Genomic DNA, 20,019 nt, shown 5'->3' with positions numbered 1-20,019 from the left:
CAACTGATACTTTTTTGAGTCGCGGTCCTGCCTGGTAGCGAAGGGCGCGACGACGCGCTGCGCTGCAGCAAACCCCTTTCTCCTCGGGGCGTGGCGCATGCCGGAGCGCAATTGCTGCGGTGCAAAAGAGTCGCTTCGCGCCGTGTCAAGATTTCATAGGTGTTTTCCCGGCCCGACCCGGCATCCGGGGCGGCACGGCACACTCCCAAGCCATGACGCAAAGCTCTCTTTCCCCTCCGGCCGCGGGTCCGCTGGCCGGCCTCAAGGTCGTCGAACTCGGGCAACTGATCGCCGGCCCCTTCGCGGCGCGCACGCTGGCCGACTTCGGCGCCGACGTGGTCAAGATCGAACCGCCCGGCGCGGGCGACCCGTTGCGCACCTGGCGGCTGCTGAAGGACGGCACCTCTGTCTGGTGGCAGGTGCAGTCGCGCAACAAGCGCTCGCTGGCGCTGGACCTGCGCCAGCCCGAGGCGCAGGCCATCGTGCGCCAGCTTGCGGCCGAGGCCGACGTGCTGGTCGAGAACTTCCGTCCCGGCGCGATGGAAGGCTGGGGCCTGGGGCCCGACGAGTTGCTGGCCGCCAACCCCGCGCTCGTCATGCTGCGCATCAGCGGCTACGGCCAGACCGGCCCCTACCGCGACCGCCCCGGCTTCGGCGTGGTGGCCGAGGCCATGGGCGGGCTGCGTCACCTCACGGGCGAACCGGGCCGCGTGCCGGTGCGCGTGGGCGTGTCGATCGGCGACACGCTGGCCTCGTTGCACGGCGTGATCGGCGTGCTGATGGCCATGCAGCACCGCCACGCCACCGTGAGCGCCGAATTCCCGAAGGGCCGGGGCCAGGTGGTGGACGTCGCGCTGTACGAGGCGGTCTTCAACTGCATGGAAAGCCTGCTGCCCGAGTACGCCGAATTCGGCGCGGTGCGCGAGGCCGCCGGCAGCGCGCTGCCGGGCATTGCGCCCACCAACGCCTACCGCTGCGCGGACGGCGGCTACGCCATCGTCGCGGGCAACGGCGACAGCATCTTCAAGCGGCTCATGGCCTGCATCGGCCGGCAGGACCTCGCGGCCGACCCGGCGCTGGCCGGCAACACGGGCCGCGTGGCGCAGGTCGGGATGCTCGACGCCGCCATCGGCGACTGGGCCGCGCAGCGCACGGTGACCGAGGTGCTGGCCGCGCTCGATGCGGCGCACGTGCCGGCCGGGCGCACCTACACCATCGCCGACATCGCGGCCGACCCGCACTACGCCGCGCGCGGCATGCTGCAAGAGGTGAAGATGCCCGACGGCAGCGCGCTCGCGGTGCCCGGCTTCGTGCCCAAGCTGTCGCTCACGCCGGCCGGCCACCGGCGCAATGCGCCGGCGCTGGGGGCGGACACGCAGGCGGTGCTGGAGGAGATCGGCTTGAGCGCCGGGCAGATCGCCGCGCTGCAGGAGCGCGGGATCGTCGGTTGATCGGTCAGCCTCGGAGGGACTCGATCAGGTCGATGTACTTCTGCTTGGCTTCGTCGGCGGTGGCGCCCTTCTGGGCGGTCCACGCGTCCCACTTGGCGCGCGCGACGATGTCGCTGAAGCTGGGCTTCTTGGCGGTGTTGTCGCCTTCGGTCGCCTGCTTGAACAGGGCGTAGATCTTCAGCAGCGTCGGGTTGTCGGGGCGCTCGGCCAGCAGCTTGGAGTTGGCCTGGGCGGCTTCGAATTGGGCGTTGAGGTCGGACATGGCGGTCGGGAAGAAGGTCAGAAACCGCGCATCTTAAATGGATTGGTACCAAGTGGTACCAATCGTGAGCGTTCAGGCCCTTCAGTCCGTCAGGCCGGCGCGCGCCAGCTCCACATCCAGCCGCTCCCGCGCATCCGCCGGCGTCAGCGTCGCCGCCTTCTCGTACAGCCCGTTCGCCTCGCCGAGGCGCGACTCGCCGTGCAGCATCAGCAGCGCACGCGCGTACTCCATCATCCCGGCCGCCGATTGCGGGTGCAGCGCCAGCCCGCGCTCGAACAGTTCGATCGAGGTCTCGGCGCGCACGCCGTAAGTCATGCGCCCGACCAGCGCGCCGACCTTGTCGATCACTTCGGCGTGGAAGGCGGCCAGCGCGAGGTGCGCGTCGCCGTGCTCCGGCTGCAGTTCGATCACGTGCTCCAGCGCACCCTTGAGCTTGGTGCCCAGGCCCTGCGCCAGGGCGCGCGCCACGCTGATGCCCTGGCTGTAGCGGCCCAGCGCGTAGGCCTGCCAGTAAAGCGCCTGGCAGTTGTCGGGCTCGGCGGCGACCTGCGCGCCGGCGCGCTCGATCACCTGGCGGAACATGGCGAGCCGCACGGCCTCGCGCGGCTCCAGGTAGTTGGCGTAGATCGCGGTCGCCTGGTTGGCGAGCGCCAGGCCGTCGGGGCCGTGGCGCAGGCCGAGGGCGGCGGCGCGTTCGAACTCGCCGCTGTGGTACAGCGCCCAGCCTTCGGCCAGCGGCGCGTCGGGCGCGGGCGGCGGCAGCGCGTGGCCGGCGTGCAGGCGCTGCCAGTGGGCGAGCAGGCTGCGCGCGTCGTAGCGGGGCACGTCGGGGTAGGGAAGGGGCGTCCAGGGTTCGGTGCCGGCGGTGGCCGTGGCCGCGGCAGGGCCGGCGGACAGCAGCGAGAGCGGTTTGAAATCGGAGTGGGGCATGGATGTTCTAGGCCGCCATATCGACCGTCGGTGGCACGGGGCTGGGGTTGCTGGCGGCGCTTTCGCCGTTGTAGGCATTGCTCAGCGCCAGCAGGTGGCGGCGCTGGTCGCGTGCGAGGTAGGGCGCGAGCAGGTGCAGCGTGTGGTGGCCGCCGCGCATCAGCGCGCCCTGCGCGTGCGCGGGTTCCAGCGCCTGGCGCGGGTTGCGCACGTACTCGTAGCTGAGCCAGTAGGTCAGCACCACGACCATGCTCTGGGCCAGCGTGTCGACCTCGTGCGCATCGATGTCCAGGTGACCGGCGCGGCTCAGGCCGGCGATCAGCTGGCGGATGGCGCGCGCCTTGTTCTTGAGCACGAGCTGGAACTGGGTCTCCAGGTGCCGGTTCTTGCTCAGCAGGTCGTTGAGGTCGCGGTACAGGAAGCGGTAGCGCCAGATCAGCTCGAACAGGCTGTGCATGAAGAACCAGGCGTCCTCCACGTCGTGCACGCCCTCGCTGGCGTGCAGCAGCTCGTTGAGCTCGGCTTCGTAGCCTTCGTAGAGCTTGTTGATCAGCTCTTCCTTGGCGGGGTAGTGGTAGTAGAGATTGCCGGGGCTGATGTTCAGTTCGCCGGCCACCAGCGTGGTCGACACGTTCGGTTCCCCGAAGCGGTTGAACAAATCCAATGCGGCTTCGAGGATGCGTTGCGCAGTGCGGCGTGGCGCCTTCTTTGCCATGTCGGTGCCCCCGTGGTTTCTCTTGGTCTTGGGGGCACTCTAGCGCATGTGCGCTGCACCATGAACGGTGCGGGACATGTTTTGCGGCGCTGAATTTTTGTGCAGTGCCGCAATTACAGAACGATGTCAGCCGGCCTTGGTGCGGCGCAGGGTCTTCTTGGCGGCGGGGGCGGTGGCGGCCTTGCGCGCGGCGGACTTGCGGGGCGCCGTGGCGGCGGTCTTGGCATCGCGCTGCTTGAGCTGGGCTTCGAGCGCCTCGACGCGCGCCTGCAGCGCAGCCACGTCGGCGGCCGAGGGCACGCCGAGCTTTTCGAGCGCGCGCGCCACGCGGTCTTCGAAGATGTTCTCGAGCTTGCCCCACTGGCCGGCGGCCTTGGTACCGAACTCGCTGGCGAAGCCGGCCATGCGTTGCTGCGCCTGGGCCAGCGTTTCTTCAGCGGCCTGCTGGGTCTTCTTCTGCATGCCGGCGCCGTCCTTGACCAGCGCCTCGAAGGCCTTGCTGCCTTCCTGCTGCATCTTGGCGAAGGCGCCGAGGCCGGCCAGCCAGATCTGCTGGGCCGAGTCCTTGATGCGGTCGGTCTTGTCGTTGCTGTCGTCGTCTCGGGAGGTGGCCATGCGGTGTGTTCCTTGGGATGCAATCGCACGACTCTAGCCGCCCGGGCGCCCCGTGGTTAGGGCGCGCCGCCTATCCCCGCGCCGGGGATCAGGGCGTGCCGCCGGCGGCGCGGCTGGCGTCCAAGTGCGCCTTGGCGCGCTCGGCCAGCGCCATTTCGCCGGGCGTGCCGGGCACGAAGGCTTCCACCGGCAGCGGCCGGCCGTGCGAGTCGACCGAGACGAACACGATCAGGCATTCGGTGGTCTTTTCCATCACGCCGCCCTTCATGTCGCCGCTGCGCACCTCGACCGAGATGTTCATGCTGGTCTTGCCGGTGTAGGCCAGGCGGGCCTCGACCTCGACCAGGTCGCCGATCATGATCGGCCGGTGAAAGCGGATGCTGCCGATGAAGGCGGTGACGCAGTAGCGCTTGGCCCAGCTGGTGGCGCAGGCGTAGCCGGCCTCGTCGATCCACTTCATGACCGTGCCGCCGTGGACCTTGCCGCCGAAGTTGACGGTGCTGGGTTCGGCCAGGAATCGGAGGGTGATGGAAGACATGGGGCGCCTTTTTTCTGTGGGCTGTGGGTGGGGAGCCGCGATTATGCGAGCGCCCGGGCGTCCTTTGGCGCCCGCCCGCCGCTGTTCAGCTGCCGCTGAACAGCTGGGCCAGCGTGCGGCGCAGCCAGGCATTGCCCGGGTCGGCATGAAAGCGCTCGTGCCAGTGCTGCTTGACCGCATAGGCCGGCAGCGTGAAGGGCGGCGCCAGCACCTTCACCGGTTCCTGCGTGGCCAGCACGTTGCCCAGGATGCGCGGCACCACCACGATCAGCTCGGTGTGGGCCACGATGCGCGCCACGCTCAGGAAGCTCGACAGCCGCACCACCACGTTGCGCTTGAGGCCCAGGCGCGCGATGGTGGTGTCGACGATGGCGTGCCCCGTGCCCGAGCTGGACACCACCGCGTGCGCCTCTTCCTCGAAGCGCTTGCGCGTGAGCTTGGCGCCGATGCGCGGATGGTTCTGCGCCGCCAGGCAGACGAAGTTCTGCATGAACAGCACCTGCTGGTAGAAGCCCGCGTCCAGCTGCGGCATGAAGCCCACGGCCAGGTCGACGTCGCCGTCCTGCAGCCGACGGCCGCTGTGGGTGGAGATGATCTCGGTCTCGATGTGCACGCCCGGCGCCGCATGGCGCAGGTGGTCGAGCAGGCCGGGCAGCAGCACCACCTCGCTGATGTCGGTCATGCAGATGCGAAAGCGCCGCTGCGCGCGCGCCGGCTCGAAGCTGCTGCGGTTGCCCTGGGCCTGCGCCAGCTGCGCCAGCGCCTCGCGCAGGTTCGGGTAGATGCGCTCGGCGTGCGGCGTGGGCTGCATGCCCTGTGCGGTGCGGGTGAACAGGCGGTCGTCGAAGTGCGCGCGCAGCTTGTTCAGCGCCGTGCTGGCGGCCGCCTGCGCCATGCCCAGGCGCTCTGCGGCCTTGGTGACGTTGCCGGTCTTGTAGACCTCGTCGAACACGGCGAGCCATTCGAGATCGAGCTTGGACATGGGGTGAGGCGGGACGGAGCCCTGAAGGCGAAAGGCACCATTATCGAAATTTCGAATTCCGTGTATTGGCACGCGGTCTTGAGGAAATAGTGGTGCGGGTCAACAATGCCGCCAACGGAGACACCGACCCCATGAACCCCGCTTCTTCCCATGCCGCCAGCGCACCGGCCAACGCCGCCGAGCGCCGCGACTACTACGCCCGCATCCGCCCGCTGAACCTCTCGCCGCTGTGGGAGTCGCTGCACGTGCTGGTGCCGCGCGAGCCCGCAAGCCCGTGCGTGCCGGCGCTGTGGCGCTACGACGAGATCCGCCCGCTGCTCATGGAATCGGCCGACCTCATCACCGCCGAAGAGGCCGTGCGCCGCGTGCTGGTGCTCGAGAACCCGGCGCTGCCCGGCAACGCGTCGATCACGCAGTCGATCTACGCCGGCCTGCAGCTCATCATGCCGGGCGAGGTGGCACCGTCGCACCGCCATGTGCAGTCGGCGCTGCGCTTCATCGTGGACGGCAAGGGCGCCTACACCACCGTGGGCGGCGAGCGCACGACCATGCACCCCGGCGACTTCATCATCACGCCCTCGTGGGCCTGGCACGACCACGGCAACGAAGGCATCGAAGGCGTGACCGAGCCGGTGGTCTGGCTCGACGGCCTCGACATTCCGATGCTGCGCTTCTTCGACGCCGGCTTCGCCGAGAACGACGACGCCAAGGTGCAGCACGTGGCGCGCCCCGAAGGCCACAGCCTGGCGCGCTTCGGCCACAACATGGTGCCGGTGCGGCACGACCACACCTCGGCCACCTCGCCGATCTTCAACTACCCCTACCTGCGCAGCCGCGAGGCGCTGGCCCAATTGCAGAAGCAGGAGGCGCCCGATGCCTGGCTCGGCCACAAGCTGCGCTACATCAACCCGCTGACGGGCGGCTCGCCGATGCCGACCATCTCGACCCAGCTGCAGCTGCTGCCGAAGGGCTTCGCGGGCCAGGCGCACCGCGCCACCGACGGCACCGTCTACAGCGTGGTCGAAGGCCACGGCACGGCCGAAATCGCCGGCCAGCGTTTCGACTTCGGCCCGCGCGACACCTTCGTTGTGCCCTCGTGGGCGCCGCTGCGCCTGTCGTCGCCGAACGAAGACACCGTGCTCTTCAGTTTTTCCGACCGCCCCGTGCAGCAGGCCATGGGCATCCTGCGCGAAGCCTTCCTCGAAGACGCCTGAAAGCGCGGCGACCTTCTTTCCTTCTTTTTTCTTGTTTGTCTGATGTGCCGTCCCACGCGGCAGGAGCTTCCATGTCCTTCGTCTTCACGCCCCCTTCCATCGTCGGCCTGCCCATCGTGGGCTCCGACCAGCAGTTCCCCGTGCGCCGCGTCTACTGCGTGGGCCGCAACTACGCGGCGCATGCGCGCGAGATGGGCTTCGACCCCGACCGCGAACCGCCGTTCTTCTTCTGCAAGCCCAACGACGACGCCTCGGTCGTGCCCGTGGCCGAAGGCGCCACCGTAGCCATTCCCTACCCGCCGCTCACGAGCAACTACCACTACGAAGCCGAGCTGGTGGTCGCCATCGGCAAGGGCGGCAAGGACATCCCGGTCGACCAGGCCGCCAGCCACATCCACAGCTACGCCGTGGGCCTGGACATGACGCGCCGCGACCTGCAGATGAGGATGCGCGAAGCCGGCCGCCCGTGGGAGATCGGCAAGGCCTTCGACTTCTCGGCCCCCATCGCGCCGTTGCGCACGCTGGCGGACGTGGGCGAGATCAACGCCGGCGCCATCACGCTCGAGGTCGACGGCCAGGTGCGCCAGAACAGCGACATCACGCACCTGATCTGGTCGGTGAACGAGGTCATCGCCAACCTCTCGACGCTGTTCGCGCTGCAGCCCGGCGACCTGATCTTCACGGGCACGCCCGAAGGCGTGGGCGCGGTGAAGCCGGGGCAGACGATCAAGGTCAGCATCGAGCGACTGCCATCGCTCACGGTCCGTATCGACTGAGCGCCCCGGCCCGCGCATGACCTTCTCGAAGCATCCTCCCTCCGTGCTGCTCGTCGGCGGCGGCATCGGCGGCATGGCGGCCGCGCTCGCGCTCGCACGCCTGGGCGTGGCCATCGACCTGCTCGAACAGAGCGCCGTCATCGGCGAGATCGGCGCCGGCCTGCAGCTCGGCCCCAACGCCTTCGCGGCGCTCGACGCGCTGGGCGTGGGTGAGGCCGTGCGCCGCAGCTCGGTGTTCACCGACCGGCTCGTGATGATGGACGCGGTCGACTGCAGCGAAGTGGCCTCGGTGCCCGTCGGCGAGGCCTTCCGCGCGCGCTTCGGCAACCCGTATGCCGTGAGCCACCGCGCCGACCTGCACGGTGCGATCCATGAGGCCGTGAAGCAGCATCCGCTGATCCGCTTCCACACTTCGGCGCAGGTCGAGGCGATCGACATCGGCGCGCACGGCGTCACGGCCGTCACGCGCGACGGCCGCCGTTTCCAGGCCGACGCCATCGTCGGCTGCGACGGCGTGAAGTCGGTGGTGCGCGCCAAGCTCATCGGCGACGCGCCACGCGTGTCGGGCCACGTGGTCTACCGCGCCGTCGTGCCCGCGGCCGACATGCCCGCCGACCTGCAATGGAACGCGCCCGTGGTCTGGGCTGGCCCCAATTGCCACCTCGTGCACTACCCGCTGCGCCACGGCGAGCAGTACAACCTGGTCGTCACCTTCCACAGCCGTGAAGCAGAAGAGTGGGGCGTCACCGACGGCAGCAAGGACGAGGTGCTGTCGTACTTCGAAGGCGTGCACGCCCGCCCGCGCCAGCTGCTCGACCGCCCGACCTCGTGGCGCCGCTGGAGCACTGCCGACCGCGACCCCGTCGAGCGCTGGAGCGACGGCCCGGCCACGCTGCTGGGCGACGCGGCGCACCCCATGATGCAGTACCTCGCGCAGGGCGCCTGCATGGCGCTCGAAGACGCCGTGACGCTCGGCGAGGCCGTGAAGGCCTGCGACTTCGACATGACCGCCGCCTTCCAGCGCTACGAGCAGGCCCGCATCGCACGCTGCGCGCGCGTCGTGCTGTCGGTGCGCGAGATGGGGCGCCTGTACCACGCCCAGGGCGTGGAGCGCCTGGTGCGCAACAGCCTGTGGACCGGGCGCACGCCCGAACGTTTCTACGATGCGGTCGAATGGCTTTATGCCTGGCGACCCGAGCACTGCCTGGGCGAGGCGCCCGCGCCGCGCTGACACGGTTTTTCTGCAATATCCCTACCCACGAGGCCGAAGGCCCAGGAGACACCCCATGAACTTTCCACGCGCATTGCTGACGACCGCCGTCCTGGCCCTGACCGCCGCCTCCGGCGCCTGGGCGCAGGGCAGCGACTACCCGAGCAAGCCGGTGACGCTGATCACCCCGTTCGCGGCCGGCAGCGGCCCCGACGCGGTGCTGCGGCTCGTGTCCGACAAGCTCTCGCGCCTGTGGAACCAGCGCGTGGTGGTCGACAACCGGCCCGGCGGCGGCGGCTTCATCGCCATCGACCAGGCGCGCCGCGCCGCGCCCGACGGCTACACCTTGCTGCAGCTGGACAGCGAGCACATCGCCGCGCTGCCGCACCTGTACAAGTCGCGCAACTTCGTGACCTTGCAGCACTTCGACCCGGTCGCCTCGCTGTTCCGCACGCCCTTCTTCGTGGCCGTGGGCACCGAGTCGAAATGGAAGACCATGGGCGACCTGATCGCCGCCGCCAAGGCCAACCCCGAGGGCGTGGTCTACGGCTCGTGGGGCGTCGGCAGCCCGGGCCACCTGGGCGCGCAGCAGCTCGAGGCGCTCACGGGCATCCGCATGCGGCACGCGCCGTACCGCGAGGTGTCGCAGCTGTATTCCAACGTGGGCACCGGCGAGGTGCCGTGGGCCTTCGCGAGCATCCCGTCGAGCCAGGGCATCTACAAGGCCGGCAAGCTGCGCTACATCGCCGTGGCCGCGCCCAAGCGCATCCCGCAGATGCCCGACGTGCCCACCATGGCCGAGGCCGGCGGCCCGGCCTCGCTGGAGGTCAACTCCTTCGTGTCGCTGCTGGCGCCCAAGGGCGTGTCGGCGGCCGTGAAGGCCAAGATCAACGCCGACGTGGCCAAGGTCATCGCCGACCCGGACATCCGCGCCCGCTTCGACACCTTCGCCTTCGAGCCGCTGGCCTGGTCGCCCGAGGAGATCGAGCGCAACGCCGAGGCCAAGTCGAAGGTGTACGGGGAGCTGGTGCGCCGGGGCAACATCAGCCTCGACTGAGGAGGGTGCGCCTTGCCCAGGGCTCGGCGCGCCAGTTAAGCTGGCTCTCTTTGCATTTTTGTTTACCTTTTAACTGTCTTTTTCCATGCAAGCCACCAAGAGAGCCCTCCTGATCGCCTGCGGCCTGGCCGCCACCGCGGCGCTGCCGCTGTCCGCCAGCGCCGACACCCCCGCGTGGCCGACCAAGCCGATCCGCCTGCTGGTGGGTTTCCCGGGTGGCTCCACGCCCGACATCGCAGCGCGCACCATCGCCGAGCCGCTGTCCCGCGCGCTGGGCCAGCCGGTCGTGGTGGACAACAAGGCCGGCGCCTCGGGCAACATCGCGGCCGACCAGGTGGCCAAGGCCACCGACGACCACACGCTGGGCATCGTCATCAACGGCAACCTCACGTCGTCGAAGATGCTGTACCCCAAGCTGCCGTACGACCCGGCGAAGGACTTCACGTACCTGTCGCTGATCGCCACCGCGCCGCTGGTGCTCGTGGCGCAGAACAGCCTGCCCTCGGGCACCGCCTTCTTCGACGCCGCGCGCCAGGCCGGCGACAAGTGGAACTACGGCTCGGTGGGCGTGGGCTCGGTCGGCCACCTGGGCATGGAGCTGCTCAAGAGCCGCGTGAACGGCTTCAAGCCCGAGCACGTGCCCTACCAGGGCAACCCGCAGGTCGTCACCGGCATGTTGGGCGACCAGGTACAGATGGGCCTGATCCCGCCGGGCGTGGCCATGCCGCAGATCCGCGCCGGCAAGCTCAAGGCCGTGGGCCTCACCGGCGGACGCAGCGCGCTGGTGCCCGAGATCGCCCCGCTGGCCGAAGCCGGCGTGAAAGACTTCAACCTCGAGGTGTGGGTGGCGCTGCTCGGCCCGGCCAGCCTGTCGAAGCCCGCGCAGGCACGCATCAGCCGCGAGATCGAGATCGTCATGAAAGACCCCGACGTGCGCCGCAAGCTCTTCGAGCAAGGCTGGCAGGCCGTGGGCACCTCGCCCGACGGCATGCGCACGCGCGTGAAGGAAGAGGCGGCGATCATGAGCAAGATCATTTCCACGCGCGGGATCAAGCTGCAGTGATGACGGCGACGACGCAGCACAACACCCTGACCGAACCGGCGCGCGCGCTGCCGGTGTTCGGCGACTTCGACGTGGTCGTGGTCGGCGGCGGCCCCGCCGGCATTGCCGCCGCCGTGAGCGCCGCGCGCCACGGCGCGCGCACGCTGCTGGTGGAGCGCTACGGTTTTCTCGGCGGCATGGGCACCGCGGGCGGCGTGACCAACTTCGCCGGCCTGTACGGCAAGCGCCGCGGCGAGATGACGCAGCTGGTGCGCGGCGTGGTCGACGACCTCATCGACCGCATCGCCGGCTTCAACGGCATGAACGCGCCGCAGAACGGCATGGGCGGGCGCATCTGCGTGCGCTCGTACGACACCTCGGCCTACAAGCTGGCCGCCGACCAGCTGCTCGAAACGGCCGGCGTGCAGATGCTGTTCCACGCGTATGCGGCGGCGGTGCTGCACGACGGCAGTCGCATCGCCGCGTTGGTGGTCGAAACGAAATCGGGCCGCCAGGCGATCCGCGCCAACGCCTTCATCGACGCCAGCGGCGACGCCGACGTGGCCGCCTTCGCGGGCGTGCCCTTCGAAGTGGGCGACGGCCACGGCAGCGGGCTGTTCCCGACCACCATGTTCCGCATCGGTCAGGTCGACGCGCCGGCCGCGCTGGAAGCGGTGGGCGAGTTCTCGGCCATCAACGGTTTCATGGCGCGCGCGGAGCAGCAGCACCCGGGCAAGTACAGCTTTCCGCGCGAAGGCGCGATCCTGCGGCCCAACAAGGACCCGCGCGAATGGCGCGCCAACGTCACGCAGATCCGCAACGCCGAAGGCCGCGCGATGAACGGCGTCGATGCGCGCGAGCTCAGCGACGGCGAGCTCGAGGGCCGGCGCCAGATCGCGGCGTACTTCAAGTTCCTGCAGGCCGAGGTGCCGGGCTTCGCGCCGTCGGCCATCGTGGAGATCGCGCCGCAGGTCGGCATCCGCGAGACGCGGCGCATCCAGGGCCTGTACGCGCTGGGCCGCGAGGACATCCTCGGCTCGGCCACCTTCGACGACACCATCGGCCTGAACGCCTGGCCGATGGAAATGCACGCCGACGGCCGCATCGAGTGGGCCTTCCCGCGCGACGAAGCCAACGCCTACAACCACCTGCCGTGGCGCATGCTGGTGCCGCAGACGCTCGACAACCTGCTGGTGGCCGGGCGCTGCGCCTCGATGACGCACGAAGGCCAGTCGGCCGCGCGCGCCAGCGGCGGCTGCTTCGTGATGGGGCAGGCGGCGGGCACCGCGGCGGCCTCGCTGGGCGGCGGGCGCTTCGCGGCGATCGACGTGGCGGCGCTGCAGAAAAAGCTGGCGGCCGACGGCGTCGACCTGGACCGTTGAGGGCGGCGCGGCGCTAGAGTCCGGGGCTGGATGAACTCGAACCCCGGACACACCGTGCCTCTTTCTTCTTCGCTGTCGACCCCCGCGCGTCGGCTCTTCCTGGCGCTGGCCTGCGCCGCCTTCGGCCTGCTGCAGGTGGGCTGCGCCAGCACCCCCGAGGGCGACCCCGTCCACGGCAAGGACCGCGTGCTGAGCTTCGTGGCGGCCAAGGACGGCCGCAAGGTCGCCATCGCCGGCGACAAGTACCACTACGTGTTCGACGGCGACCCGTCCGTGGCCGCGTTGCTGCGCTGGGACGGCCGCACCAAGGTCACGCCCGCGCTCATCGGCGAACTGAAGGTGGCGCGCAACCAGAGCTTCGAAGGCCAGTACGTGCTGATGGCCTTCGACGCCGACCTGACCCCCGAGGACCGCAACTTCCTCGTCCAGACCGGTTTCGCGAAGGCCGAGGTGAAGTACGGCGACCGCACCGGGCCGGTGCTGCGCTACTTCGGCACGGTCTACGGCAAGCGCTACGCGGCGGTGGCGCTGAAGTCGGCCGACACGGTCGATTTCTCGCGGCGCCAGTACCTGAAGTACGTCGAGCAGGAAACGCTCAGCGGCCCCTTCAGCCAGGCCGCGCGTTCGCCGCTGGCGTACGGCGCCGACGGCGCGATGCTGCTGGGCGGCGTGCCGGTGCGCATGGTGGATGGCGGCACCGACCACGGCTGCAGCCTGCGCCTGATGCTGGACATCTGCTTCTTCAAGTAGGCCCGCCGGGCGCCGCTGACCGGGCCGCGACAGCGCGCGGGCCCGGCCTTTGCTATCGTCGTGGATTGCTTTTCTGCGCCGAATCCCTTCCCCCGATGACCCCCGAACCCGTCCTTGCCGCCCGCCTCGTTGCCGACCTCGTCGCCCTCATGCAGCTCGAACCCCTGGGCGGCGACCGCTTCCTGGCCCAGAGCGAGGACATCGGCACGCCCGCCGTCTTCGGCGGCCAGGTGCTCGGCCAGTCGCTCATGGCCGCCAGCCTCACGGTGGGCGCCGAACGCCCGGTGCATTCGATGCACGCCTACTTCCTGCTGCCCGGCGAGCACGCGCCCATCGAGTACAGCGTCGACCGCGTGCGCGACGGCCGCAGCTTCACCACGCGCCACGTCGTGGCGCGCCAGCAGGACCGCATCATTTTCGAGATGTCGGCCTCGTTCCAGACCGTGGACGAGGGCGTCGAGCACCAGTTCCCCATGCCCGCGGTCGAAGGCCCCGAGGGCCTGACCAGCGAACTCGACCAGCGCATCGCGCTCGGCGACCGCCTGCCCGAACCCTGGCGCTCCAAGGCCATCCAGCCGCACGGCATCGAGTACCGGCGCGTCGACCCCGAAGACCTGCTGCGGCCCGAGGTGCGCCCCACCGAGAACCAGAGCGCCATCTGGATGCGCGCCATCGCGCCGCTGCCCGACGACCTGACGGTGCACCGCGCGCTGCTGGCCTACGCCTCCGACCATGGCCTGCTGCGCGCCGCGATGCTGCCGCACGGCCTGAGCTTCATGAGCGGCCAGGTGCGCCCCGCCAGCCTGGACCACGCGATGTGGTTCCACCGCGATTTCCGTTTCGACGACTGGCTGCTCTACGTGGTCGATTCGCCCAGCGCGGGCGGCGCACGCGGCCTGTGCCGCGGCAGCCTCTACACGCGCGACGGCCGCCTCGTGGCCTCGGCGGCGCAAGAAGGCATGCTGCGCATCCGCAAGCCGGGGTCGCCGCGCACGCCGATCACGGGCTGAACGGCCTGCCTCTTCTTTCAACACCTATTCACTCGATCGCTCCGGCCATGAAGATCTTCTTCTCTCCCGCGTCTCCCTTCGTGCGCAAGTGCATGGTCGTGGCCCACGAGCTGGGCGTGGCCGACCGCATCGAGAAGCTGCCCAGCGCCGCCGGCCCGGTGAAGCGCGACGCCCGCATCCTGCCGACCAACCCGCTGGGCCAGGTGCCGACTTTTCTCACCGACGACGGCCAGGCGCTGTTCGACAGCCGCGTGATCTGCGAGTACCTCGACACCGCGTACGCCGGCGGCCTGTTCCCGGCCAGCGGGCCCGCGCGCTGGGCGCGCCTGACCGAGCTGTCGCTGGCCGACGGCATGACCGGCGCCGCGCTGCTCGCGCGCTACGAGACCATGCTGCGCCCCGAGGCGCTGCGCTGGAGCGACTGGACCGACGGCCAGCTCGACAAGGTGCGCACCGGCCTCGAATGGCTGGAAGCGGCGGCGCCGTCGTTCGGCGATCGCGTCGACATCGGCACCATCGCCTTCGGTTGCGCGCTGGGCTACATGGACTTCCGCTTTCCCTCGGTGGACTGGCGGGCCCAGGCGCCGAACAGCGCGAAGTGGTTCGCCGTGTTCAACCACCGGCCGTCGATGCAGGCCACATTGCCGACGGCCTGAGCGATGACGTTCGACGATCTCTCGCGCCGCACCGGCATCGAAATTCCCCCGCTGCTGCAACAGCTCCTCGCCAGCGGGCCGCCCGATCTGGTCGGCTTCCCCGACTTCGAGTGGCGGGACGCCGAGCAGGCGGCCAACGACCTCGATGAGTGGCTCGACGCCAAGTGGCAGGACGGCCGCCGCTTCCTGCCCTTTGCGCAATCGGGCGCGGGCGACGCCTACTGCCTCGTGCCGCTGGACGGCGGCGCCGTGGGCGTGGCCTTCGTGTGGCACGACGATGAGGAAAGCAGCGTCGGCCACGGCTCGTTCGCCGATTTCGTCTGCGCGAAATTCCTGGAAGCCTTTGTCGACCTGAGCTACCTCAGCGACTGGGACCTGTCCGAGCCCGAGATGGCCGAGCGCATCGCGGCCGACGTGGCCACCGTCACGGCTTTCATGGACGACACGGAAACCGCCGCCTACCTGCGGGCGCTGAGCCGGCAGCCGCTGGTGTCGCGGCCCTTCAAGACGGGCCCGCGCGCCAGGCCCGAGCAGGTGCCCTCGCTGATGCCGCAGGCCGGGTTCGAGGAAGACCTGAAGCGCTTCACCCTGCAGGACAGCGCGCCTTTCCCCGTGAAAGCGCGCTGGGACATCGAGGGGTAGGCTACGGGGTTTCATCCGAAGGAGGAACCCACCATGTCAGATCAGAAAGTAGCCATCGTCACCGCCGGCGGCAGCGGCATGGGCGCCGCGGCGGCGCGCAAGCTTGCGGACGACGGCTTTCGCGTGGCCATCCTGTCCTCGTCGGGCAAGGGCGAGGCGCTGGCGCAGGAACTCGGCGGCCTCGGCGTCACCGGCTCCAACCAGTCGAACGACGACATCCAGCGCCTCGTGGACAAGGTCATGGCCGAATGGGGCCGCATCGACGTGCTCGTGAACAGCGCCGGCCACGGCCCGCGCGCGCCGATCCTGGAGATCAGCGACGACGACTGGCACCGCGGCATGGACGTCTACTTCCTGAGCGCCGTGCGCCCCGCGCGCCTCGTGGCGCCGCACATGGTGAAGCAGGGCGGCGGCGCGATCATCAACATCTCGACCTTCGCCGCCTTCGAGCCCGACCCCGTGTTCCCGACCTCGGGCGTGTTCCGTGCCGGCCTCGCGGCCTTCACCAAGCTCTTCGCCGACCAGTACGCCAAGCACAACGTGCGCATGAACAACGTGCTGCCCGGCTTCATCGACAGCCTGCCCGAGAAGGACGTGTTCCGCGAGCGCATCCCGATGGGCCGCTACGGCCGCAGCGCCGAGATCGCCGCCACCATCGGCTTCCTGGCCTCCGAGGGCGCGGGCTACATCACCGGGCAGAACCTGCGCGTGGACGGCGGCATCACGCGCTCGGTCTGAACCCGGCAAAGGCGCCCATGACCGCCCCCACCCCGGTGCACGAGCACATGGACCGCACCCTTGCGTCCTACGAAGCGTCCGCGCGCGACTACAACGCGATCGTCGCGGGCCACCGGCCGCCCGAGATCGAGGAGGCGGTGCGCCGCATGATGCAGCGCGTGCCCGCCGGTGGCAGCGTGCTCGAGATCGGTTCCGGGTCGGGGCAGGACGCCGATCTCGTCGAATCCCTGGGCGGGGTCGTGAAGCGCACCGATGCGGTCCAGGCGTTTCTCGACCTGCAGGCCGAGCGCGGCAAGCAGGGCGAGCTGCTCAACGTCGTCACGGATGCGCTGGGCGGGCCCTACGACGCGATTCTTGCGATGTGCGTGCTGATCCATGTCGATCGCGCGCAGATCGCGCCGGTGCTGCGCAAGGTGTTCGACGCGCTCGCGCCCGGCGGGGTTTTTCTCGCGGCCATGCGCATCGGCGAAGGCGAGACCCTCGGCGACTACCAGACCGTGTACTGGCCGAAAGACGCGTTCGCCGACGCGCTGGCGGCGGCGGGCCTTGACCTGCAATGGGACAGCCAGTGGATCGGCCGCGACGACGTGACGTGGGCCAACTTCCTGGCGTGCCGTCCGCGCTAGCGGACGAACACAGACTCAGACTTACACGCCCAGGTAGCGCGTCCAAAGCGACCGGTCGGCGTCGAGCGCGGCCGAGTCGCCCTGCCACACCACGCGCCCGCGTTCGAGGATCACGTGGCGGTCGGCCAGCGGCAGCAGGCGCTGCACGTACTTGTCGACCACGAGGATCGCCTCGCCTTCCGACTTCAGCGTGGCGATGCAGTGCCAGATCTCCTCGCGGATCACCGGCGCCAGGCCTTCGGTGGCTTCGTCCAGGATCAGCAGGCGCGGGTGCGTCGACAGCGCGCGCGCAATGGCCAGCATCTGCTGCTCGCCGCCCGAGAGCTGGTTGCCCGCGTTGGCCTTGCGCTCCGACAGGCGCGGAAAGAGCTTGTACAGCGCCTCCACGGTCCAGCGCGGCGCGCTGCCGGGGCGGGGCCGCGCGAAGGCGCGCAGGTGCTCGTCCACGCTCAGGTTGGGGAACACGTGGCGCCCCTCGGGCACGATGGCCATGCCGCGCCGCGCGATGGCGTCGGGCCGGTGGCCACCGATGGCCGTGCCGCAGAACTGCACGCCGCCGCGCATCGGGGCGATCGTGCCGGTCAGCACTTTGAGCAGCGTGCTCTTGCCCATGCCGTTGCGGCCCAGCAGCGCCATCACTTCGCCCGCACCGACGCGCACGTCGATGCCGAACAGCACCTGGCTGGCGCCGTAGCCGGCCTCGATGGCGGTGGCTTCGAGCAGGGTGGATGTCGTGGTCGTGGTGCTCATGCGTGTCCTTCTGCTTCGGTGCCGAGGTACACGGCCTGTACGTCCGGGTGGCCCCGCACTTCGTCGGCCGTGCCGCTCATCAGCACCTTGCCCTGCACCAGCACCGTGAGCCGGTTGGCGAGGCGGAACACGGCGTCCATGTCGTGCTCGATGAGCAGGATGGCCATCGATTCGCGCAGCGATTCGATGAGATCGACCATGCGCGCCGACTCGTCGGGGCCCATGCCGGCCATCGGCTCGTCGAGCAGCAGCAGCTTGGGTTCGGCGGCCAGCGCCAGGGCCACGTCCAGCGCGCGCTGCGCGCCGTGCGGCAGCGTGCCCGCGATGCGGTGGCGTTCGCTGCCCAGGCCCACGCGGTCGGCCAGTGCGTGGGCGCGGTCGACGAGGTCGCGTTCGTTCGCGCGCGGCGCGAGAAAACGCAGGCTGCTGCCCGCATGGGCCTGCGCCGCGAGCATCAGGTTGTCGTGCACCGTTTCTTTCGCGAACACGCGCGTCACCTGGAAGCAGCGCGACATGCCGGCGGCCACGCGCTGGTGGTCCTTGTAGGCCGTGATGTCCTGTCCGTCGAGCATCAGCCGGCCCGCGTCGGCCTCCAGCAGGCCGGTGATGAGGTTCACCAGCGTGGTCTTGCCCGCGCCGTTGGGACCGATGAGCGCATGCACTTCGCCGCGCTCCACCGTGAGGCTCACATGGTCGGTCGCCAGCAGGCCGCCGAAGCGCTTGACCAACCCTTCGATTCTGAACAGGCTCATGGCTTGGCGCTCCCTGCAGCCGTTGCAGCGGAAGCCGCTGCTGCTGCGACCGTGCGGCGTTTCGTGGACAGTGCGGCCAGGCCGCGCGGAGCCCAGAGGGCGACGGCGATCAGCAGCAGGCCCAGCGGCATGTGCCAGTGTTCGGTGTGCTGCTTGAGCGCTTCCTCGAGCACCAGCCAGACCACGGCGCCCACCGGCCCGCCCCAGCTGCGGCCCAGGCCGCCGATGACGACCATCACCACCAGCGTGGCCGACTGCGTCCAGTGCATGGTCGCGGGGCTCACGAAGCCGTTGCCGCCGGCCAGCAGCGCGCCGGCCAGCCCGGCGATCGCGCCGGCGATGGCGAAGGCCACGAGCTGCAGCCGGAACACCGGGTAGCCCAGCGCGCGCATGCGGGTCTCGTTGTCACGGATGCCCATCAGCGCATGGCCGAAGCGCGCCTGCGTGGCGCGGTGCAGCCACCACAGTGCGAGCGCGACCACCACGAGCACCACCCAGTAGAAGGTCGACTCGTTGCCCAGGTCCAGGCCCGGCAGCAGCGTGGGGCGCGACATGAGCGTGTAGCCGTCGTCGCCGCCGTACTTGCGCAGCGACACGACGACGAAGTACAGCATCTGCGCAAAAGCCAGCGTGGTCATGATGAAGTACACGCCGCGCGTGCGCAGCGCCACCGTGCCGATCAGCGCGGCGACCAGGCCGGCCACCAGCGCGGCCAGCGGCCACAGGATCCAGGCCGACATCACGCCGGCGTCGCTGAGCGCCACCACCGTGTAGGCGCCCATGCCGATGAAGCCCGCGTGCCCGAGCGCCACCATGCCGCCGAAGCCGAGGATGAAGTTCAGGCTCGCGGCGGCCAGCGCGACGACGAGCACGCGCCGCACGAAGCCGATGTAGAAGTCGAGCCCGAACAGCGGCGCGACCAGCGGAAAGGCCGCGAGCGCCACGAGGAGCAGCCCGAGGCCGAAGGTGCGTGACGAGGGTTTCATGCGCGGGCGGAGAAAAGGCCCGAGGGCCGGAAGATCAGGACGACGACCATGAGCGCGTACATCGCCACTTCGGCGAACAGCGGCCCCAGGTCGGCCGCCGTGGCGGGCGGCAGTGTGGCGCGCAGCAGCATCGGCACGAAGGCGCGGCCGATGGTGTCGACCACGCCGACCAGCAGCGCGGCCACGAAGGCGCCGCGCACCGAGCCGATGCCGCCGATCACCAGCACCACCAGCGCCGGGATCAGGATGGCTTCGCCCATGCCCACCTGCACCGCGACGATCGGGCCCATGAGCGCGCCGGCCAGTGCGGCCAGCGCCGCGCCGAGCAGGAACACGCCGTTGAAGATGCGGCCCACGCGCACGCCCATCAGCTCGGCCATCGGCCGGTCGGACGCGCCTGCGCGCACCCGCATCCCGATGCGCGTGTGGTTCACGAGCACGTACAGCGCCAGCGCCATCAGCACGCCGCCCGCGAGGATCACGAGGCGGTACGAGGGATAGGGCAGGCCGTCCATCAGCTCGACCGGGCCCGAGAGCGCGGCCGGCGTGGGGGCCATCACGGGCGAGGGGCCCCAGATCATCTTGACGATGTCGTCGGCCACCAGGATCACGCCGAAGGTGGCGAGCACCTGCGCCAGGTGGTCGCGCTTGTAGAGGCGGCGCATCAGCAGCACCTCGATCAGCAGCGCCACCACCACGGTGACGAGCACCGCCACCACGATGGCGGCGGCGAACGAGCCGGTGCGCGTGTGCGCCTCGGCCGCCACGTAGGCGCCGGCCATGAACAGCGAGCCGTGCGCCAGGTTCAGCACGTCCATGATGCCGAACACCAGCGTGAGGCCCGCCGCCAGAAGAAAGAGCATCAGGCCGTAGCCGATGCCGTTGAGCAATTGCTCGAGGACAAGAATTCCGCTCATAGCATCCAAGGAGTGCCC

The 20,019-nt window shown here is 69.9% G+C and carries 23 protein-coding genes; 13 read left to right on the top strand and 10 right to left on the bottom strand.

Translation table 11 applies throughout. The features are described from left to right. The first annotated feature begins 212 nt into the window (after window positions 1-212). Window positions 213-1,451, top strand: coding sequence for a CaiB/BaiF CoA transferase family protein (locus tag ACAM52_RS26525; RefSeq protein WP_369645016.1), 1,239 nt, complete (start codon window positions 213-215; stop codon window positions 1,449-1,451). Between the two features lie 4 nt (window positions 1,452-1,455). Here the strand turns inward: ACAM52_RS26525 and ACAM52_RS26520 are convergent, their stop codons facing one another. The 6 genes from ACAM52_RS26520 to ACAM52_RS26495 all read right to left on the bottom strand — a co-directional run bounded on the left by ACAM52_RS26520 (window position 1,456) and on the right by ACAM52_RS26495 (window position 5,493). Further along, entirely contained in the window at window positions 1,456-1,713 is a 258-nt protein-coding gene (locus tag ACAM52_RS26520) for an acyl-CoA-binding protein (RefSeq protein ID WP_062476104.1), read from the bottom strand. An 81-nt stretch (window positions 1,714-1,794) separates the two neighbouring features. Next, the gene (locus ACAM52_RS26515; protein ID WP_369645015.1) at window positions 1,795-2,643 is read right to left on the bottom strand and encodes a hypothetical protein; all 849 of its coding nucleotides are present in this window, start codon (window positions 2,641-2,643) and stop codon (window positions 1,795-1,797) included. Window positions 2,644-2,650: 7 nt separating this feature from the next. Beyond that, window positions 2,651-3,358: a TetR/AcrR family transcriptional regulator gene (locus tag ACAM52_RS26510; protein WP_070063441.1), complete on the bottom strand. Its 708-nt coding sequence runs from the start codon at window positions 3,356-3,358 to the stop codon at window positions 2,651-2,653. A gap of 126 nt (window positions 3,359-3,484) precedes the next feature. Continuing rightward, complete coding sequence (locus ACAM52_RS26505; RefSeq protein ID WP_095950710.1) at window positions 3,485-3,973, bottom strand: phasin family protein; 489 nt, start codon at window positions 3,971-3,973, stop codon at window positions 3,485-3,487. A gap of 88 nt (window positions 3,974-4,061) precedes the next feature. After that, window positions 4,062-4,511, bottom strand: coding sequence for an acyl-CoA thioesterase (locus tag ACAM52_RS26500; protein ID WP_062476095.1), 450 nt, complete (start codon window positions 4,509-4,511; stop codon window positions 4,062-4,064). A gap of 85 nt (window positions 4,512-4,596) precedes the next feature. After that, window positions 4,597-5,493 carry a LysR family transcriptional regulator gene (locus tag ACAM52_RS26495; protein WP_062476092.1) on the bottom strand — a complete coding sequence of 299 codons (897 nt, stop codon included), beginning with the start codon at window positions 5,491-5,493 and terminating at the stop codon, window positions 4,597-4,599. A 131-nt stretch (window positions 5,494-5,624) separates the two neighbouring features. Here ACAM52_RS26495 and gtdA point away from each other — a divergent pair, with 131 nt between their 5' ends. From gtdA to ACAM52_RS26435, 12 genes are all read left to right on the top strand, one after another. After that, entirely contained in the window at window positions 5,625-6,707 is a 1,083-nt protein-coding gene (gtdA, locus tag ACAM52_RS26490; protein ID WP_369645014.1) for a gentisate 1,2-dioxygenase, read from the top strand. Between the two features lie 71 nt (window positions 6,708-6,778). Beyond that, window positions 6,779-7,483 carry a fumarylacetoacetate hydrolase family protein gene (locus ACAM52_RS26485; protein ID WP_369645013.1) on the top strand — a complete coding sequence of 235 codons (705 nt, stop codon included), beginning with the start codon at window positions 6,779-6,781 and terminating at the stop codon, window positions 7,481-7,483. Between the two features lie 16 nt (window positions 7,484-7,499). After that, the gene (locus ACAM52_RS26480) at window positions 7,500-8,714 is read left to right on the top strand and encodes a 3-hydroxybenzoate 6-monooxygenase (RefSeq protein WP_369645012.1); all 1,215 of its coding nucleotides are present in this window, start codon (window positions 7,500-7,502) and stop codon (window positions 8,712-8,714) included. 55 nt (window positions 8,715-8,769) lie between these two features. After that, complete coding sequence (locus ACAM52_RS26475; protein ID WP_159278818.1) at window positions 8,770-9,750, top strand: tripartite tricarboxylate transporter substrate binding protein; 981 nt, start codon at window positions 8,770-8,772, stop codon at window positions 9,748-9,750. 85 nt (window positions 9,751-9,835) lie between these two features. Further along, window positions 9,836-10,813, top strand: a complete 978-nt coding sequence (locus tag ACAM52_RS26470) for a tripartite tricarboxylate transporter substrate binding protein (RefSeq protein ID WP_095743265.1) — start codon at window positions 9,836-9,838, stop codon at window positions 10,811-10,813. Then, window positions 10,813-12,174: an FAD-dependent oxidoreductase gene (locus ACAM52_RS26465; protein ID WP_369645011.1), complete on the top strand. Its 1,362-nt coding sequence runs from the start codon at window positions 10,813-10,815 to the stop codon at window positions 12,172-12,174. The genes ACAM52_RS26470 and ACAM52_RS26465 overlap by 1 nt, the downstream gene beginning before the upstream one ends. Before the next feature lie 54 nt (window positions 12,175-12,228). Beyond that, a complete protein-coding gene (locus tag ACAM52_RS26460; protein WP_307696884.1) occupies window positions 12,229-12,924 on the top strand; it encodes a hypothetical protein in 696 nt (231 codons plus the stop codon). 95 nt (window positions 12,925-13,019) lie between these two features. Continuing rightward, complete coding sequence (locus ACAM52_RS26455; RefSeq protein ID WP_062476073.1) at window positions 13,020-13,934, top strand: acyl-CoA thioesterase II; 915 nt, start codon at window positions 13,020-13,022, stop codon at window positions 13,932-13,934. A 47-nt stretch (window positions 13,935-13,981) separates the two neighbouring features. Beyond that, window positions 13,982-14,590, top strand: a complete 609-nt coding sequence (locus ACAM52_RS26450; RefSeq protein ID WP_159273557.1) for a glutathione S-transferase — start codon at window positions 13,982-13,984, stop codon at window positions 14,588-14,590. A 3-nt stretch (window positions 14,591-14,593) separates the two neighbouring features. Continuing rightward, window positions 14,594-15,232 (top strand): SMI1/KNR4 family protein, encoded by a 639-nt coding sequence (locus ACAM52_RS26445; RefSeq protein ID WP_369645010.1) that lies wholly within the window; start codon window positions 14,594-14,596, stop codon window positions 15,230-15,232. A gap of 33 nt (window positions 15,233-15,265) precedes the next feature. Further along, the gene (locus tag ACAM52_RS26440) at window positions 15,266-15,970 is read left to right on the top strand and encodes an SDR family oxidoreductase (RefSeq protein WP_369645009.1); all 705 of its coding nucleotides are present in this window, start codon (window positions 15,266-15,268) and stop codon (window positions 15,968-15,970) included. A gap of 17 nt (window positions 15,971-15,987) precedes the next feature. Beyond that, window positions 15,988-16,596: a class I SAM-dependent methyltransferase gene (locus ACAM52_RS26435; protein ID WP_369645008.1), complete on the top strand. Its 609-nt coding sequence runs from the start codon at window positions 15,988-15,990 to the stop codon at window positions 16,594-16,596. 21 nt (window positions 16,597-16,617) lie between these two features. Here the strand turns inward: ACAM52_RS26435 and ACAM52_RS26430 are convergent, their stop codons facing one another. The 4 genes from ACAM52_RS26430 to ACAM52_RS26415 are packed head-to-tail and all read right to left on the bottom strand — an operon-like array spanning window position 16,618 to window position 20,001. Further along, window positions 16,618-17,346 carry an ABC transporter ATP-binding protein gene (locus ACAM52_RS26430; protein WP_369645007.1) on the bottom strand — a complete coding sequence of 243 codons (729 nt, stop codon included), beginning with the start codon at window positions 17,344-17,346 and terminating at the stop codon, window positions 16,618-16,620. Continuing rightward, window positions 17,343-18,098 (bottom strand): ABC transporter ATP-binding protein, encoded by a 756-nt coding sequence (locus ACAM52_RS26425; RefSeq protein ID WP_062476055.1) that lies wholly within the window; start codon window positions 18,096-18,098, stop codon window positions 17,343-17,345. Before ACAM52_RS26425 ends, ACAM52_RS26430 begins: the two co-directional genes overlap by 4 nt. Continuing rightward, a complete protein-coding gene (locus tag ACAM52_RS26420) occupies window positions 18,095-19,084 on the bottom strand; it encodes a branched-chain amino acid ABC transporter permease (protein WP_095950698.1) in 990 nt (329 codons plus the stop codon). The genes ACAM52_RS26425 and ACAM52_RS26420 overlap by 4 nt, the downstream gene beginning before the upstream one ends. Continuing rightward, window positions 19,081-20,001 (bottom strand): branched-chain amino acid ABC transporter permease, encoded by a 921-nt coding sequence (locus tag ACAM52_RS26415; protein WP_139704271.1) that lies wholly within the window; start codon window positions 19,999-20,001, stop codon window positions 19,081-19,083. The genes ACAM52_RS26420 and ACAM52_RS26415 overlap by 4 nt, the downstream gene beginning before the upstream one ends. Window positions 20,002-20,019: the final 18 nt, after the last annotated feature.

It is taken from the genome of Variovorax sp. V118 (assembly GCF_041154445.1).
GTDB classification, from domain to species: Bacteria; Pseudomonadota; Gammaproteobacteria; order Burkholderiales; family Burkholderiaceae_C; genus Variovorax; species Variovorax boronicumulans.
Note: the sequence above shows the minus strand (reverse complement) of the source record. Positions and strands in the feature narration are given on the sequence as shown.

Bases quoted from the DNA above. Each gene is read 5' to 3' on its own strand.
- ACAM52_RS26495 (WP_062476092.1), bottom strand. From the start codon at position 5,493: ATGTCCAAGCTCGATCTCGAATGGCTCGCCGTGTTCGACGAGGTCTAC.
- ACAM52_RS26445 (WP_369645010.1), top strand. From the start codon at position 14,594: ATGACGTTCGACGATCTCTCGCGCCGCACCGGCATCGAAATTCCCCCG.
- ACAM52_RS26420 (WP_095950698.1), bottom strand. From the start codon at position 19,084: ATGAAACCCTCGTCACGCACCTTCGGCCTCGGGCTGCTCCTCGTGGCG.
- ACAM52_RS26470 (WP_095743265.1), top strand. From the start codon at position 9,836: ATGCAAGCCACCAAGAGAGCCCTCCTGATCGCCTGCGGCCTGGCCGCC.
- ACAM52_RS26480 (WP_369645012.1), top strand. From the start codon at position 7,500: ATGACCTTCTCGAAGCATCCTCCCTCCGTGCTGCTCGTCGGCGGCGGC.
- ACAM52_RS26435 (WP_369645008.1), top strand. From the start codon at position 15,988: ATGACCGCCCCCACCCCGGTGCACGAGCACATGGACCGCACCCTTGCG.
- ACAM52_RS26440 (WP_369645009.1), top strand. From the start codon at position 15,266: ATGTCAGATCAGAAAGTAGCCATCGTCACCGCCGGCGGCAGCGGCATG.
- ACAM52_RS26510 (WP_070063441.1), bottom strand. From the start codon at position 3,358: ATGGCAAAGAAGGCGCCACGCCGCACTGCGCAACGCATCCTCGAAGCC.
- gtdA (WP_369645014.1), top strand. From the start codon at position 5,625: ATGAACCCCGCTTCTTCCCATGCCGCCAGCGCACCGGCCAACGCCGCC.
- ACAM52_RS26520 (WP_062476104.1), bottom strand. From the start codon at position 1,713: ATGTCCGACCTCAACGCCCAATTCGAAGCCGCCCAGGCCAACTCCAAG.
- ACAM52_RS26505 (WP_095950710.1), bottom strand. From the start codon at position 3,973: ATGGCCACCTCCCGAGACGACGACAGCAACGACAAGACCGACCGCATC.
- ACAM52_RS26415 (WP_139704271.1), bottom strand. From the start codon at position 20,001: ATGAGCGGAATTCTTGTCCTCGAGCAATTGCTCAACGGCATCGGCTAC.
- ACAM52_RS26475 (WP_159278818.1), top strand. From the start codon at position 8,770: ATGAACTTTCCACGCGCATTGCTGACGACCGCCGTCCTGGCCCTGACC.
- ACAM52_RS26525 (WP_369645016.1), top strand. From the start codon at position 213: ATGACGCAAAGCTCTCTTTCCCCTCCGGCCGCGGGTCCGCTGGCCGGC.
- ACAM52_RS26485 (WP_369645013.1), top strand. From the start codon at position 6,779: ATGTCCTTCGTCTTCACGCCCCCTTCCATCGTCGGCCTGCCCATCGTG.
- ACAM52_RS26425 (WP_062476055.1), bottom strand. From the start codon at position 18,098: ATGAGCCTGTTCAGAATCGAAGGGTTGGTCAAGCGCTTCGGCGGCCTG.
- ACAM52_RS26500 (WP_062476095.1), bottom strand. From the start codon at position 4,511: ATGTCTTCCATCACCCTCCGATTCCTGGCCGAACCCAGCACCGTCAAC.
- ACAM52_RS26455 (WP_062476073.1), top strand. From the start codon at position 13,020: ATGACCCCCGAACCCGTCCTTGCCGCCCGCCTCGTTGCCGACCTCGTC.
- ACAM52_RS26430 (WP_369645007.1), bottom strand. From the start codon at position 17,346: ATGAGCACCACGACCACGACATCCACCCTGCTCGAAGCCACCGCCATC.
- ACAM52_RS26515 (WP_369645015.1), bottom strand. From the start codon at position 2,643: ATGCCCCACTCCGATTTCAAACCGCTCTCGCTGCTGTCCGCCGGCCCT.
- ACAM52_RS26450 (WP_159273557.1), top strand. From the start codon at position 13,982: ATGAAGATCTTCTTCTCTCCCGCGTCTCCCTTCGTGCGCAAGTGCATG.
- ACAM52_RS26465 (WP_369645011.1), top strand. From the start codon at position 10,813: ATGACGGCGACGACGCAGCACAACACCCTGACCGAACCGGCGCGCGCG.